Annotated in this window: 16 protein-coding genes; 8 read left to right on the forward strand and 8 right to left on the reverse strand. The window is 50.5% G+C overall.

Features of this window, described 5'->3' with window-relative positions; translation table 11 throughout:
- Positions 1 to 45 precede the first annotated feature (45 nt).
- The 4 genes from ACU8XX_RS15400 to cspG are packed head-to-tail and all read right to left on the reverse strand — an operon-like array spanning position 46 to position 825.
- Positions 46 to 219, reverse strand: coding sequence for a GnsA/GnsB family addiction module toxin (locus tag ACU8XX_RS15400; protein ID WP_001019196.1), 174 nt, complete (start codon positions 217 to 219; stop codon positions 46 to 48).
- Positions 209 to 439 carry a protein YmcE gene (gene ymcE, locus ACU8XX_RS15405; RefSeq protein ID WP_001309400.1) on the reverse strand — a complete coding sequence of 77 codons (231 nt, stop codon included), beginning with the start codon at positions 437 to 439 and terminating at the stop codon, positions 209 to 211. Before ymcE ends, ACU8XX_RS15400 begins: the two co-directional genes overlap by 11 nt.
- On the reverse strand, positions 414 to 602 hold the full coding sequence (ymcF, locus tag ACU8XX_RS15410; RefSeq protein ID WP_071524879.1) for a cold shock small protein YmcF: 189 nt from the start codon (positions 600 to 602) through the stop codon (positions 414 to 416). The genes ymcE and ymcF overlap by 26 nt, the downstream gene beginning before the upstream one ends.
- Positions 603 to 612: 10 nt before the next feature.
- A complete protein-coding gene (gene cspG / locus ACU8XX_RS15415) occupies positions 613 to 825 on the reverse strand; it encodes a cold shock protein CspG (protein ID WP_000066490.1) in 213 nt (70 codons plus the stop codon).
- Between the two features lie 285 nt (positions 826 to 1,110).
- Between cspG and cspH the strand changes: the two genes are divergently transcribed.
- The 8 genes from cspH to etk all read left to right on the forward strand — a co-directional run bounded on the left by cspH (position 1,111) and on the right by etk (position 9,478).
- Positions 1,111 to 1,323 carry a cold shock-like protein CspH gene (cspH, locus tag ACU8XX_RS15420; RefSeq protein ID WP_000087763.1) on the forward strand — a complete coding sequence of 71 codons (213 nt, stop codon included), beginning with the start codon at positions 1,111 to 1,113 and terminating at the stop codon, positions 1,321 to 1,323.
- A gap of 440 nt (positions 1,324 to 1,763) precedes the next feature.
- Positions 1,764 to 2,069 (forward strand): hypothetical protein, encoded by a 306-nt coding sequence (locus ACU8XX_RS15425; protein ID WP_000681082.1) that lies wholly within the window; start codon positions 1,764 to 1,766, stop codon positions 2,067 to 2,069.
- Positions 2,070 to 2,175: 106 nt separating this feature from the next.
- Positions 2,176 to 2,820, forward strand: coding sequence for a lipoprotein GfcB (gene gfcB, locus ACU8XX_RS15430; protein ID WP_001247610.1), 645 nt, complete (start codon positions 2,176 to 2,178; stop codon positions 2,818 to 2,820).
- Positions 2,817 to 3,563, forward strand: a complete 747-nt coding sequence (locus ACU8XX_RS15435; protein ID WP_001038062.1) for a capsule biosynthesis GfcC family protein — start codon at positions 2,817 to 2,819, stop codon at positions 3,561 to 3,563. The genes gfcB and ACU8XX_RS15435 overlap by 4 nt, the downstream gene beginning before the upstream one ends.
- A complete protein-coding gene (locus ACU8XX_RS15440; RefSeq protein ID WP_001543612.1) occupies positions 3,563 to 5,659 on the forward strand; it encodes a YjbH domain-containing protein in 2,097 nt (698 codons plus the stop codon). The genes ACU8XX_RS15435 and ACU8XX_RS15440 overlap by 1 nt, the downstream gene beginning before the upstream one ends.
- A gap of 45 nt (positions 5,660 to 5,704) precedes the next feature.
- Positions 5,705 to 6,844, forward strand: a complete 1,140-nt coding sequence (locus tag ACU8XX_RS15445) for a polysaccharide export protein (protein WP_001468533.1) — start codon at positions 5,705 to 5,707, stop codon at positions 6,842 to 6,844.
- Positions 6,832 to 7,278 (forward strand): protein-tyrosine-phosphatase Etp, encoded by a 447-nt coding sequence (gene etp / locus ACU8XX_RS15450; protein ID WP_000057871.1) that lies wholly within the window; start codon positions 6,832 to 6,834, stop codon positions 7,276 to 7,278. Before ACU8XX_RS15445 ends, etp begins: the two co-directional genes overlap by 13 nt.
- Positions 7,279 to 7,297: 19 nt before the next feature.
- Positions 7,298 to 9,478 carry a tyrosine-protein kinase gene (gene etk / locus ACU8XX_RS15455; RefSeq protein WP_000208668.1) on the forward strand — a complete coding sequence of 727 codons (2,181 nt, stop codon included), beginning with the start codon at positions 7,298 to 7,300 and terminating at the stop codon, positions 9,476 to 9,478.
- Between the two features lie 114 nt (positions 9,479 to 9,592).
- On the opposite strand, the gene appA is transcribed toward etk, so the two are convergent.
- The 4 genes from appA to appC all read right to left on the reverse strand — a co-directional run bounded on the left by appA (position 9,593) and on the right by appC (position 13,768).
- Positions 9,593 to 10,891 carry a bifunctional acid phosphatase/4-phytase gene (gene appA, locus ACU8XX_RS15460; RefSeq protein ID WP_001300464.1) on the reverse strand — a complete coding sequence of 433 codons (1,299 nt, stop codon included), beginning with the start codon at positions 10,889 to 10,891 and terminating at the stop codon, positions 9,593 to 9,595.
- A 79-nt stretch (positions 10,892 to 10,970) separates the two neighbouring features.
- Complete coding sequence (gene cbdX / locus ACU8XX_RS15465) at positions 10,971 to 11,063, reverse strand: cytochrome bd-II oxidase subunit CbdX (RefSeq protein ID WP_000270305.1); 93 nt, start codon at positions 11,061 to 11,063, stop codon at positions 10,971 to 10,973.
- A gap of 12 nt (positions 11,064 to 11,075) precedes the next feature.
- A complete protein-coding gene (gene appB, locus ACU8XX_RS15470) occupies positions 11,076 to 12,212 on the reverse strand; it encodes a cytochrome d ubiquinol oxidase subunit II (protein ID WP_000460803.1) in 1,137 nt (378 codons plus the stop codon).
- An 11-nt stretch (positions 12,213 to 12,223) separates the two neighbouring features.
- Positions 12,224 to 13,768 (reverse strand): cytochrome bd-II oxidase subunit 1, encoded by a 1,545-nt coding sequence (appC, locus tag ACU8XX_RS15475; RefSeq protein WP_000263577.1) that lies wholly within the window; start codon positions 13,766 to 13,768, stop codon positions 12,224 to 12,226.
- Positions 13,769 to 13,783 lie beyond the last annotated feature (15 nt).

Here is a 13,783-nt window from a genome sequence, read left to right on the forward strand (position 1 = left end):
AGCAACAAGCGGAACATCACCTCGCACGGGGTGATGTTCACAAAATCACATTATTTTGATTTTGATATCATAACTTTCAAGCCCGGTCATTTTTTCTCGTGCGGTGAAGCGAATTTCAGAGACTTCTTTCCCTGTATTCTTGTTCAGCTCGGCGATTTTTTGCGCGATAAAGTCGGCGATTTCCGTTTCGGCTTGTTTTTTTAACTCTTCAATATTCACTGTTAACCTCTTCTGGTCTTAAAAGACAGCAACACGCCAGTAAGGTGTTGGTTCCCGGTACCCTGGTCAGGTAAGAAATGTTATAAGCCATCTCCCCGAAAGATTCAATAATCAACAGGTTATCGCTTACTATACATACAGCGTTGAAGAAAAATAAGGCAGATATAAAAAAGGCTCCACGAGGGAGCCTGATATTATTTTGTGAAATCCAGCGGCGCATGGTCAGTGCGTATTTGCAGCGCGACGTTATCAAAGGTGATCATCGTCGATTTACAAAAAATACACTTAGCGCCCAAAGGGTTTCGCTCCGTCACATCGAATGCCGATGTGCGGTACTGTGAACCATGACAACATGGACAGCGGAAATGGAGATGTTGAGTAATAACGGCAACCTTAGAGCGTAACAACGTTCGCTGCCGCGGGGCCACGTTGCCCCTGCTCAATAGAAAATTCAACTTTCTGATTTTCGTTCAGCGTGCGGAATTCATTGCTCTGGATGGCGGTGAAATGGACGAAAACGTCTTTGCTGCCATCATCAGGAGTGATAAAGCCAAAACCTTTATCTGCGTTAAACCATTTTACTAAACCAGTCATTTTATTAGACATATTTTACTTCCTTCATTTTGGGCCTTTCGGCAAACAGGGCTTTAATACAGAAACTACTTAGTGTTCAGGAGAGAGACTCAAAAGAAGGGGATAATGCCTGATAATGAGAACTGCTTTAGTAAACTACTTTGTATGCTGTCTGTCTTTCAAACCGACGCAGCTATTAACGCATGATAATTGAGATTAAGCAAATTTTATTTTAGCCGTCCGGCGGTCTTAAATATCGCTGGCTTTATTTTATTAACCCCGTATAGTGCAGCGCAGTATTTTCAGTAAGGAATTTGTTTGTCCCGTAAAATGACAGGAATTGTCAAAACCTTTGATCGCAAAAGCGGCAAAGGATTCATTATCCCCTCCGACGGTCGTAAAGAAGTTCAGGTCCATATTTCCGCATTCACTCCCCGCGACGCAGAAGTGCTTATACCAGGATTACGTGTGGAATTTTGCCGCGTAAATGGCCTGCGAGGACCAACAGCGGCAAATGTTTATCTCTCTTAATATGACGCTGCTTGTTTAAAGCTGACTGGTTTTATTGGAATAGTGCAATAGTCAACATCATACATTATAACATCAGTTACTTTTCCACAAAGAAACTAATCCATTTAAGCGAATATCTCTGCACCTAATAGTTATAAATGCCATTTAACAGCCAGTTATAGTACCACTTGAAACTATATTACCAATAATAATTAATAGCTTTCGTAACAATTTCCTTATCTTTAATTTGTATTTTGCTAAGATTTATCTTATGCCACAAGTCGTATTTCCAGAGGGGGATAGTTAACAATCTTATATTTCCCTCTGCGCGCCTTTCCTACCCGCAGTATATAGTGCAAGCGGTATGAGGAAAGGGAGATTTCACAAGGATGTTATACTCAAAGTAGACAATCCTGATCTCAAGCGTACGTATTGTCCATGCGATGAATAAAGGAAAAGTTATGAAACACAAGCTTTCTGCAATCCTTATGGCCTTCATGTTGACGACGCCAGCTGCGTTTGCTGCCCCTGAAGCAGCAAACGGGACCGAGGCAACGACGGGTACTACTGGCACCACAACGACCACTACAGGTGCAACCACGACTGCTGCTACCACTGGTGGCGTGGCTGCTGGCGCTGTCGGCACGGCGACAGTTGTCGGTGTGGCAACAGCTGTTGGTGTGGCGACGTTGGCAGTAGTTGCAGCAAATGACAGTGGCGATGGCGGTTCTCATAACACCTCAACCACCACGTCCACTACGCCCTAATACTGCTTTAACGCGTCGAAATTAAAGCTAAATAATACCCGGTTGCGATATTCGTACCGGGCTTTAGAGATTTGCATTTTTTTAATTAACCTTTCAAGGATTAAAGGTGCGCCCTCTTATTTTATCGATTTTCGCACTATTTCTTGCGGGATGTACGCACAGCCAGCAAAGTATGGTCGATACATTTCGCGCCAGCCTTTTCGATAATCAGGATATCACCGTAGCGGATCAGCAGATCCAGGCGTTGCCTTATTCCACGATGTATTTACGCCTTAATGAAGGGCAACGAATCTTTGTGGTACTGGGATATATAGAACAAGAACAAAGCAAATGGTTATCCCAGGATAACGCCATGCTGGTTACCCACAATGGACGTCTTTTAAAGACCGTCAAACTTAATAATAATCTGCTGGAAGTGACAAATTCCGGGCAGGACCCTCTGCGTAACGCGCTGGCAATAAAAGATGGCAGCCGCTGGACGCGCGATATTCTCTGGAGTGAAGACAACCATTTTCGCTCTGCGACCCTGAGTTCTACTTTTTCCTTTGCTGGATTAGAGACGCTGAATATTGCGGGTCGCAATGTGCTGTGTAATGTCTGGCAGGAAGAGGTGACTTCCACGCGGCCAGAAAAACAGTGGCAAAACACATTCTGGGTCGATTCGGCTACTGGCCAGGTTCGTCAAAGTCGGCAAATGTTAGGCGCAGGGGTTATTCCCGTAGAAATGACGTTTCTTAAACCCGCACCATGAATAAATTACAGTCGTATTTCATTGCCAGCGTACTTTACGTAATGACACCCCATGCCTTTGCGCAAGGAACGGTGACTATTTATCTGCCTGGCGAACAACAGACACTTTCCGTTGGCCCCATGGAAAATGTTGTCCAGTTGGTGACACAACCGCAACTGCGCGATCGCCTCTGGTGGCCTGGTGCCTTGCTGACCGACTCTGCGGCGAAAGCTAAAGCGCTTAAAGACTACCAACATGTCATGGCACAGCTTGCTTCCTGGGAAGCAGAAGCTGACGACGATGTGGCGGCAACGATTAAATCCGTGCGCCAGCAGTTACTCAATCTCAATATCACTGGTCGCTTACCGGTCAAACTGGACCCTGATTTTGTACGAGTGGATGAGAACAGCAATCCCCCGTTGGTCGGGGACTATACGCTCTATACCGTACAGCGTCCGGTGACTATTACTCTGCTGGGTGCGGTTTCTGGGGCCGGGCAATTGCCCTGGCAGGCAGGCCGTAGCGTTACCGATTATCTGCAAGATCACCCCCGCCTTGCAGGCGCGGACAAGAATAACGTTATGGTGATTACGCCTGAGGGTGAGACTGTCGTCGCCCCTGTTGCCCTGTGGAATAAAAGACATGTGGAACCACCGCCTGGCAGCCAGCTTTGGTTGGGCTTTTCTGCGCATGTACTGCCCGAAAAATATGCTGATTTAAATGACCAGATTGTGTCTGTTTTAACGCAACGTGTTCCTGACTGATGAAGAAGAATTCTTATCTTTTAAGCTGCCTGGCCATTGCCGTCTCCAGTGCCTGTCATGCTGAAGTATTAACCTACCCGGATCCGCTGGGTTCGTCGCAATCAGACTTTGGCGGCACAGGATTGTTGCAGATGCCAAATGCGCGCATCGCACCGGAAGGTGAATTCAGCGTCAACTACCGGGATAACGATCAATACCGGTTCTACTCCACCTCCGTGGCGCTGTTCCCATGGCTGGAAGGCACCATTCGTTATACGGATGTGCGCACACGCAAATATAGCCAGTGGGAAGATTTCAGCGGCGATCAGTCATACAAAGACAAATCATTCGATTTTAAACTTCGCCTGTGGGAAGAAGGTTACTGGCTACCGCAAGTGGCGTTTGGTAAACGTGATATTGCTGGTACGGGTCTGTTTGACGGTGAGTATCTGGTGGCCAGCAAGCAAGCGGGGCCATTTGATTTCACCCTCGGGATGGCATGGGGCTACGCCGGTAATGCGGGCAATATTACCAACCCGTTTTGCCGGGTGAGCGATAAATATTGTCATCGCGCAGAGTCTCACGATGCGGGCGATATCAGCTTTAGCGATATCTTTCGTGGCCCGGCTTCCATCTTTGGCGGCATTGAGTATCAAACGCCGTGGAATCCCCTGCGTCTGAAACTCGAATACGATGGCAACAATTACCAGAATGATTTCGCTGGCAAACTGCCTCAGGCAAGCCATTTCAACGTCGGCGCAGTTTATCGCGCTGCCAGCTGGGCAGATCTCAACCTGAGTTATGAACGCGGTAACACGTTGATGTTTGGCTTCACGTTACGGACCAATTTCAACGATCTGCGCCCTGCCCTGCGCGATACGCCAAAACCGGCATATCAACCTGCGCCTGAATCTGAAGGATTGCAGTACACCACAGTAGCGAACCAACTTACCGCGCTGAAGTACAACGCAGGTTTTGAAGCACCGGAAATTCAGCTGCGCGATAAGACGCTGTATATGTCTGGTCAACAATACAAATACCGTGATTCTCGCGAAGCGGTCGATCGTGCCAACCGGATTCTGGTGAATAACCTGCCGCAAGGCGTTGAGAAGATTAGCGTGACGCAAAAGCGCGAGCATATGGCGATGGTGACTACCGAAACCGACGTAGCCAGCCTGCGCAAACAGCTGGCTGGTACAGCGCCTGGTCAATCAGAGCAACTTCAACAACAACGTGTTGAAGCAGAAGATCTTTCTGCCTTTGGTCGGGGCTACCGTATTCGTGAAGATCGCTTTAGCTACTCTTTCAACCCAACACTTTCACAGTCGCTGGGCGGCCCGGAAGATTTCTATATGTTCCAGCTGGGGCTGATGTCCAGTGCCCGCTACTGGTTTACCGACCACCTGCTGCTTGATGGCGGTATTTTCACCAATATTTACAACAACTACGACAAGTTTAAGTCTTCGCTGTTGCCCGCGGACTCTACCCTGCCCCGCGTGCGCACGCATATCCGTGACTACGTTCGCAATGACGTTTATCTCAACAACTTGCAGGCGAACTATTTTGCTGACTTAGGCAATGGTTTCTATGGCCAGATGTATGGCGGTTATCTGGAAACGATGTATGCCGGTGTCGGTTCCGAGCTGCTTTATCGCCCGCTAGATGCCAGCTGGGCGCTGGGTGTGGACGTTAACTACGTGAAGCAGCGTGACTGGGACAACATGATGCGTTTCACCGATTATTCCACGCCAACAGGTTTCGTGACGGCTTACTGGAACCCGCCGACGCTCAATGGCGTACTGATGAAACTTAGCGTTGGGCAATATCTGGCAAAAGATAAAGGCGCAACGATCGACGTCGCCAAACGCTTTGACAGCGGCGTGGCGGTAGGGGTATGGGCGGCAATCAGTAACGTATCTAAAGATGACTACGGCGAAGGCGGCTTTAGTAAAGGTTTTTATATCTCGATTCCATTCGACTTGATGACCATTGGACCTAACCGCAACCGCGCGGTGGTTTCGTGGACACCATTGACGCGTGATGGTGGACAAATGCTGTCACGCAAATACCAGCTCTATCCAATGACGGCAGAGCGAGAAGTACCGGTTGGACAATAACCTGACGTAATTCATAACATTACATTGACTGATAAATATAAACCAATGAAAAAGAACATTTTTAAGTTTTCGGTACTGACATTGACTGTTCTGTCTTTGACAGCATGTACCCTTGTTCCTGGTCAGAATTTATCGACCAGTAACAAGGATGTCATTGAACTACCTGACAATCAGTATGACCTGGACAAAATGGTCAATATCTATCCCGTCACGCCAGGATTGATTGATCAGTTGCGCGCCAAACCGATTATGTCGCAGGCTAACCCGGAGCTGGAGCAGCAAATCGCAAACTATGAATATCGTATCGGGATTGGTGATGTGTTGATGGTTACGGTCTGGGATCACCCGGAACTAACCACCCCCGCAGGGCAATACCGTAGCGCCAGTGATACCGGCAACTGGGTTAACGCCGATGGTGCGATTTTCTACCCCTATATTGGTCGCCTGAAAGTGGCCGGGAAAACACTTACCCAGGTACGCAACGAGATTACAGCGCGTCTCGATTCAGTCATTGAAAGCCCGCAAGTCGATGTCAGCGTCGCGGCGTTCCGATCGCAAAAAGCGTACGTCACCGGCGAAGTCAGCAAATCGGGTCAGCAGCCGATTACCAATATTCCTCTGACCATCATGGATGCGATTAACGCCGCGGGCGGTCTGACCGCAGATGCAGACTGGCGCAACGTGGTGCTCACCCAGAATGGCGTAAAGACCAAAGTGAACCTCTATGCGCTGATGCAGCGTGGCGACTTGCGCCAGAACAAACTGCTGCACCCGGGCGATATTTTATTTATTCCGCGCAACGATGATCTGAAAGTCTTCGTGATGGGTGAAGTGGGTAAACAGAGCACGCTGAAAATGGACCGCAGCGGTATGACCCTGGCGGAAGCGCTGGGTAACGCTGAGGGTATGAATCAGGATGTCGCTGATGCGACGGGGATTTTTGTTATTCGTGCAACGCAAAACAAGCAGAATGGCAAAATCGCCAATATTTATCAGCTGAATGCGAAGGACGCATCGGCAATGATACTCGGAACGGAATTCCAGCTTGAACCTTACGACATTGTTTATGTCACTACCGCGCCGCTGGCTCGTTGGAACCGTGTGATTTCTCTGCTGGTACCGACGATTTCCGGGGTGCATGACCTGACAGAGACTTCACGGTGGATTCAAACATGGCCCAACTAAAATTTAACTCAATCCTGGTGGTTTGTACCGGCAACATTTGCCGTTCGCCCATTGGCGAGCGCTTGCTGCGTAAACGTCTGCCGGGCGTAAAAGTCAAATCGGCAGGTGTTCATGGTCTGGTAAAACACCCTGCAGATGCGACAGCGGCAGATGTTGCCGCTAATCATGGCGTATCTCTTGAAGGACATGCCGGACGTAAGCTCACTGCTGAGATGGCACGAAATTACGATCTGATTCTGGCAATGGAGTCGGAACATATTGCTCAGGTTACCGCAATCGCTCCCGAGGTCCGCGGGAAGACAATGCTGTTTGGGCAATGGCTGGAACAGAAAGAGATCCCGGATCCCTATCGTAAAAGTCAGGACGCATTTGAACATGTCTACGGTATGTTGGAGCGCGCCAGTCAGGAATGGGCGAAGCGCCTCAGCCGGTAATTTGAGTTTATAAGATACGATGACAACTAAAAATATGAATACGCCACCAGGCAGCACTCAGGAAAATGAGATCGATCTGCTTCGTCTGGTCGGCGAGTTATGGGATCACCGTAAGTTTATTATCAGCGTGACCGCGTTATTCACGCTGATCGCTGTCGCTTACTCGCTGTTAAGCACGCCAATTTATCAGGCAGATACTCTGGTCCAGGTTGAGCAGAAACAGGGCAACGCCATTCTCAGTGGCCTGAGCGATATGATCCCTAACTCATCGCCCGAGTCTGCACCGGAGATCCAACTGCTGCAATCGCGCATGATTCTCGGTAAAACCATTGCTGAACTGAATCTGCGCGACATGGTTGAGCAGAAGTATTTTCCGATTGTGGGTCGCGGCTGGGCGAGATTAACCAAAGAGAAACCAGGTGAGCTGGCGATCAGCTGGATGCATATTCCACAACTGAATGGTCAGGATCAGCAACTGACACTCACGGTTGGGGAAAACGGCCACTATACGCTGGAAGGTGAAGAGTTCACCGTCAATGGTATGGTCGGCCAGCGTCTGGAAAAAGATGGCGTTGCGCTGACTATCGCGGACATTAAGGCCAAACCAGGAACACAGTTTGTCCTGAGCCAGCGTACCGAACTGGAAGCGATTAACGCATTGCAGGAAACCTTTACCGTTAGCGAACGCAGTAAAGAAAGCGGGATGCTGGAACTTACCATGACTGGTGATGATCCCCAGTTGATTACTCGTATTCTGAACAGCATCGCTAACAACTATTTGCAACAGAATATCGCTCGCCAGGCGGCGCAGGATTCACAAAGCCTTGAATTCTTACAGCGCCAGTTACCTGAAGTGCGCAGCGAGCTGGACCAGGCGGAAGAAAAACTCAACGTTTATCGCCAGCAGCGCGATTCGGTTGACCTTAACCTGGAAGCCAAAGCCGTTCTTGAGCAGATTGTGAACGTTGATAATCAACTCAATGAGCTGACCTTCCGCGAGGCAGAGATCTCCCAGCTGTATAAGAAAGATCACCCAACTTATCGTGCGCTGCTGGAAAAACGCCAGACGCTGGAGCAAGAACGCAAACGCCTGAATAAGCGGGTATCGGCAATGCCTTCCACTCAACAGGAAGTGTTACGTTTAAGCCGTGACGTAGAAGCGGGCCGTGCGGTATATCTGCAATTACTTAACCGCCAGCAGGAGTTGAGTATTTCGAAATCCAGTGCCATTGGTAACGTGCGGATTATCGACCCGGCAGTCACTCAGCCGCAGCCAGTGAAACCGAAAAAAGCGTTGAACGTGGTGCTTGGTTTTATTCTTGGCCTGTTTATTTCTGTGGGTGCCGTGCTGGCGCGTGCGATGTTGCGTCGTGGTGTAGAAGCCCCGGAACAACTGGAAGAGCACGGCATCAGCGTTTATGCCACTATCCCAATGTCCGAGTGGCTGGATAAACGCACCCGTCTGCGTAAGAAAAATTTATTTTCTAATCAGCAGCGCCATCGTACTAAAAATATCCCCTTCCTGGCGGTGGATAACCCGGCGGATTCTGCTGTGGAAGCCGTACGTGCGCTACGAACCAGTCTGCATTTCGCTATGATGGAGACGGAGAATAACATTCTGATGATCACCGGTGCGACGCCAGACAGTGGTAAAACGTTTGTCAGTTCAACTCTGGCAGCGGTGATCGCCCAGTCCGATCAAAAAGTGTTATTTATTGATGCCGACTTACGCCGTGGTTATTCGCATAACCTGTTTACCGTGAGTAATGAACATGGCTTGTCGGAATATCTGGCAGGTAAAGATGAGCTCAACAAAGTGATCCAGCATTTTGGCAAAGGAGGCTTTGATGTGATTACTCGCGGTCAGGTGCCACCTAACCCGTCTGAACTGCTGATGCGCGATCGGATGCGTCAATTACTGGAATGGGCGAACGACCATTACGATCTGGTGATTGTCGATACGCCGCCGATGCTGGCGGTGAGTGATGCCGCGGTCGTGGGGCGTTCTGTTGGCACCAGCCTGCTGGTTGCGCGTTTTGGCTTGAACACCGCCAAAGAGGTGAGTTTGTCAATGCAGCGTCTGGAACAGGCAGGCGTCAATATTAAAGGCGCTATCCTCAATGGTGTGATTAAACGCGCCAGCACCGCTTACAGTTACGGCTATAACTACTACGGTTATAGTTACTCCGAGAAAGAGTAAAACTGAAAGTGGCCGGATGCGGCGTGAACGCCTTTTCCGGTCTACGCATTAGACAGTTCTTCGTTTGTCATCAGCCTCAGAGCATTCAGGTAACTGAATGCTCTTTTTTATGCATTACAAACTGCACGCCGGTATGCGTGCTTCATTCACGATTTGCGTAAAACCTGCCAACGAACACATGCCCTGCGCATTTCGCTCTTCACATCCTGCCAGGGTCAGTTTCACCTCTCCGGGCGGCGTATTTAATGACAGCGGCGTTTTATCACGCATCTGCTGTAAAGTCTGGAAGACCAGCGAAACCTGAATCCACTGGCTGTTATCGCTTAGCCGACGCCAGCGTTCAAACACCAGTTCACCACCTGGCGGCGTGTTATCCGGCTGACCGGGAAGCGTCCAGTTGAGCTCCAGTGCGCCGCCGAGATTTGCCAGATTAGTATCGTGTCCGGCGATAAACAGCACTGAAGTGGGTAATGTCACACCATACGCCTGTTTTTGCGGTGGATGGGGCGTCAACGCTGTCTTGATCAAATCTAATAACGGGGTGGCGCGGCTGCGGGCAACCTCTGGCGTGCGTTGTAGCAAATAAAATTGCGCGTTATGCAAACTTAGCAAGGTGTTCCACTGGTGTGAATCGGTGATCCTTCCCCACCCCGGCTCCGGCATTCCCTGTGCTTGTTGCAGGAGAAATATCTCCGTCAGCATTGATGCGAGGCTTACCGCACCGGTTAATGAGACATTGTCGGCGCTCACCTTGAGTTCCGATGGTAATGCCTGCGTTAATGAACAGCTTTCGTCCTGTTTCTCACGTTTAAGGCACAAGTTTGATTGCGGAAAATTAAGCACCCGTTCCAGTTCGCGAAACGCCGTTTGCCGATGCCCGGTAAAGTCAGCAATTGACCCTCCTGCCCTGCTGAGGATCGCGTCAGTCACGTTCGCGTTATCCAGTTGGCAAACGCCAGTTTTTAGAGGATTAAATAACGGATCGGGACTGGACGTATCTGCCTGGGTATGTACGGTTATTGCACAGTCAGGTGCCAGCCCGGCGGCGAAGGCTTCGCCTGTTTTACGGGTACGCTCGTCGACATCAGCAATAATCGCGACCTGACCAGACTGCGGGCAGCCCTTTTTCGCCAGCAATCCGTCGGCTACCAGACGCTGGCGTTGGTAATGTCCGAGATAGGCGATTAGCTCACCACCGCGCGGTGTCAGCCAACCCAGTTTTACCGGCCAGGTTGGCCATGCGTCTGGGGTGACATCCTGCATCAGTTGCGTGGCCTTGGTTGGAGCACGCACACCATGACGACTGACAATCACCACACTTTCCAGCTTCAGCTCCGGCTCACTCTGAGCGAATGCAGATTGCGGGGTTAACGGAATCAGAAGAGATAAAAATGGGATTAAGATCGCTTTCATCGATATGTTTCCGCTTTTCATATCTGACATTATTGATTGCCTGATGCGATGCTAATGCGCCGCATCAGGCCTACGTTCGTTAACTTTTCAGACGCGGGTCCAGCCATACCAACACAAGGGTGGAGAGCGAACACATCAACAAAATGCCGACGAACCAAAGTAAATACCACATTGTTCCTGCTCCTTAGTACAACTCGTTTTCGTTACGGCGGAGAGTTTCTGTTGTCATGCGTCCCCACATTTTGTAGTAGCTCCAGAGAGTGTAGAGCAACACAATGGGCAAAAATATCAGCACGATTACCAACATAATGCTCAGCGTCAGCTGACTGGAAGTGCTGTCCCACAACGTCAGGCTGGAGATTGGACTCACGCTTGACGGCATGACAAAGGGGAACAGCGTGATGCCTGCCGTGAAAATCACGCCAAATTGCATCAATGACGCCATTAAAAATCCCCAACCCGGGCGACCACGATAAATCGCCATCACCGTCAGCAATGGGCAGAAGAACCCCAGCAGCGGGAAGATCCACAAAACGGGCGATTCGACGAAATTATTCATCCAGGCACCAGGTAGCACTGCCACCAGTTTCATTAACGGATTGGAAGGACCGTTAGCATCCTGGGCGAGCAGTACAAAGCCATCAATACCGACCCACAGCCAGTAACCCGCCAGCAAAAAGCACAGCATCACCAACAGTGCAGCGCGTTTGGTGGCCAGCTGTGAACGCAGATGAATCACACCAACAGTTTTCAGTTGTAACCAGACGCCACCTTGCAAAATCACCATCCCAAGGCTGAGCAATCCGCACAATAAAGGGAATGGCGTCAGCAGTTGCCAGAAGCTGCCGAGATACTCCACGCGTAATTGCGGTGTGAAGGCAAACGGCACGCCGAGCAACAAGTTGCCGAAGGCGATACCGAAGACTACCGGCGGCACCAGACTGCCGATGACCAGACCGGCGTCCCACATTTTACGCCAGCGTGCATCGGCGATTTTTCCGCGATAATCAAAGGCCAGCGGGCGGAAGAACAGTGAGCACAGCACCAGGATCATCGCCACATAAAAGCCGGAAAACGCCGCTGCATACACTCTGGGCCAGGCGGCAAATAATGCCCCACCAGCGAGGATCAACCAGACCTGGTTGCCTTCCCAGTGTGCACCAACGCTGTTTATCACTATCCGGCGTTCATCATCATTACGCGCCACCAGCGGCAGCAGACAGCCGATCCCCATGTCAAATCCGTCGGAGATCATAAAGACCACCAGGATCACGCCAATCAGCAGCCACCAGATGAAGCGCAATGTTTCATAATCAAACATGATTTTCTCCTTTACCCCTGTTGCTGCGTCGGTTGTTCACTCTGCATCGCGCTCGGCCCCAGACGGGCATATTTCTGCATCAGGTAGACTTCGGCGATTAAGAACAGGGTGTAAAGCCCTACGATCATGATCAGTGAGAAAGCCAGTTGTCCTGTGGTTAAAGCGGAGTGCGCGGAGTATGTCGGTAAGATGTCCTGTATCGCCCACGGCTGACGACCAAACTCGGTCATAAACCACCCGGCTTCAATCGCAATCCACGGCAACGGCAAACTCCAGAGCGCCATTTTCAGCACCCAGCGATGCTGGTCGATTTTGCCACGCAGCGTCTGGACAAGCGCAATCAGCATCACCAGTAGCAGCAGGGAACCACAGCCCACCATGATGCGGAAACTCCAGAATACCGGCGCAACCTGAGGTATCGCGCCACGCATCGCCGCCTGGTACTGTGCGGCTGTGACATGATTCATATCCGGCGCATAGCGGGAGAGCAACATGCCGTAGCCCAGGTCACCTTCCAGTCCCCGGAATGCCTGCAACACATGCGGCTCACGATTGCCTTGCGATATTTCCTGCATTAACAGCCAGGCCATACGTCCGCGTTGCAAGCGTGGGTAGGTTTCAGCCATCAAATTCTTCAGACCCGGCACGGGTTTATCTAATGAGTGAGTGGCGAGGATCCCTAGCAGCGCGGGAATTTTGAGGGCAAAGGCGTTACGCTCTTGATCCTGTTCCGGCCAGGCAACCACATGGAACGGTGCAGGTGCAGGTTCCGTTTGCCACTCCCCTTCCATCGCCGCCAGTTTTACCGGTTGTACTTGCGCGACTTCATACGCAGAACTGTCTCCGAGTTGCAGGGTACCGATAATCGCCAGAGTACCGAAGACGGAACCGATGGCAAACGAGCGTAATGCGACATCGCGCTCCCGTCCGCGCAGTAAATACCAGGCGCTGATCGCCATAATAAACATGGCCCCGGTCACGTAGCCCGCCATTACGGTGTGCACAAATTTCACCTGGCTGACCGGATTAAAGACCAGCTCGCTGAAGCTGGTCATCTCCATACGCAGGGTGTCGATATCAAAATGCGCACCGGTCGGGTATTGCATCCAACCGTTGGCATTCAATATCCACAACGCAGAGAGATTTGAACCGAACGCCACCAGCCACGTCACCAGCAGGTGCTGGTATTTATTCAGCCGTTGCCAGCCGAAGAAGAACAGCCCGACAAAGGTGGATTCGAGGAAGAAGGCCATTAATGCTTCCATCGCCAGCGGTGCGCCAAAAATATCGCCCACATAGTTGGAATAGAATGACCAGTTAGTACCAAACTGAAACTCCATGGTCAGGCCGGTAGCCACGCCAAGAGCAAAATTGATACCGAAGAGCTTACCCCAGAAGCGCGTCATATCGCGGTAGATTGTTTTGCCGGTGACCACGTAAATGGTTTCCATGATAGCCAGCAAAAAAATCAGCCCCAGGGTAAGGGGTACAAATAAAAAGTGATACAGCGCGGTCAGAGCAAACTGCCAGCGCGATAAATCAATGACATCCCACATGCGCACTCCTGTAGG

The sequence above is a fragment of the Escherichia sp. MAL-1 genome, assembly GCF_052948035.1.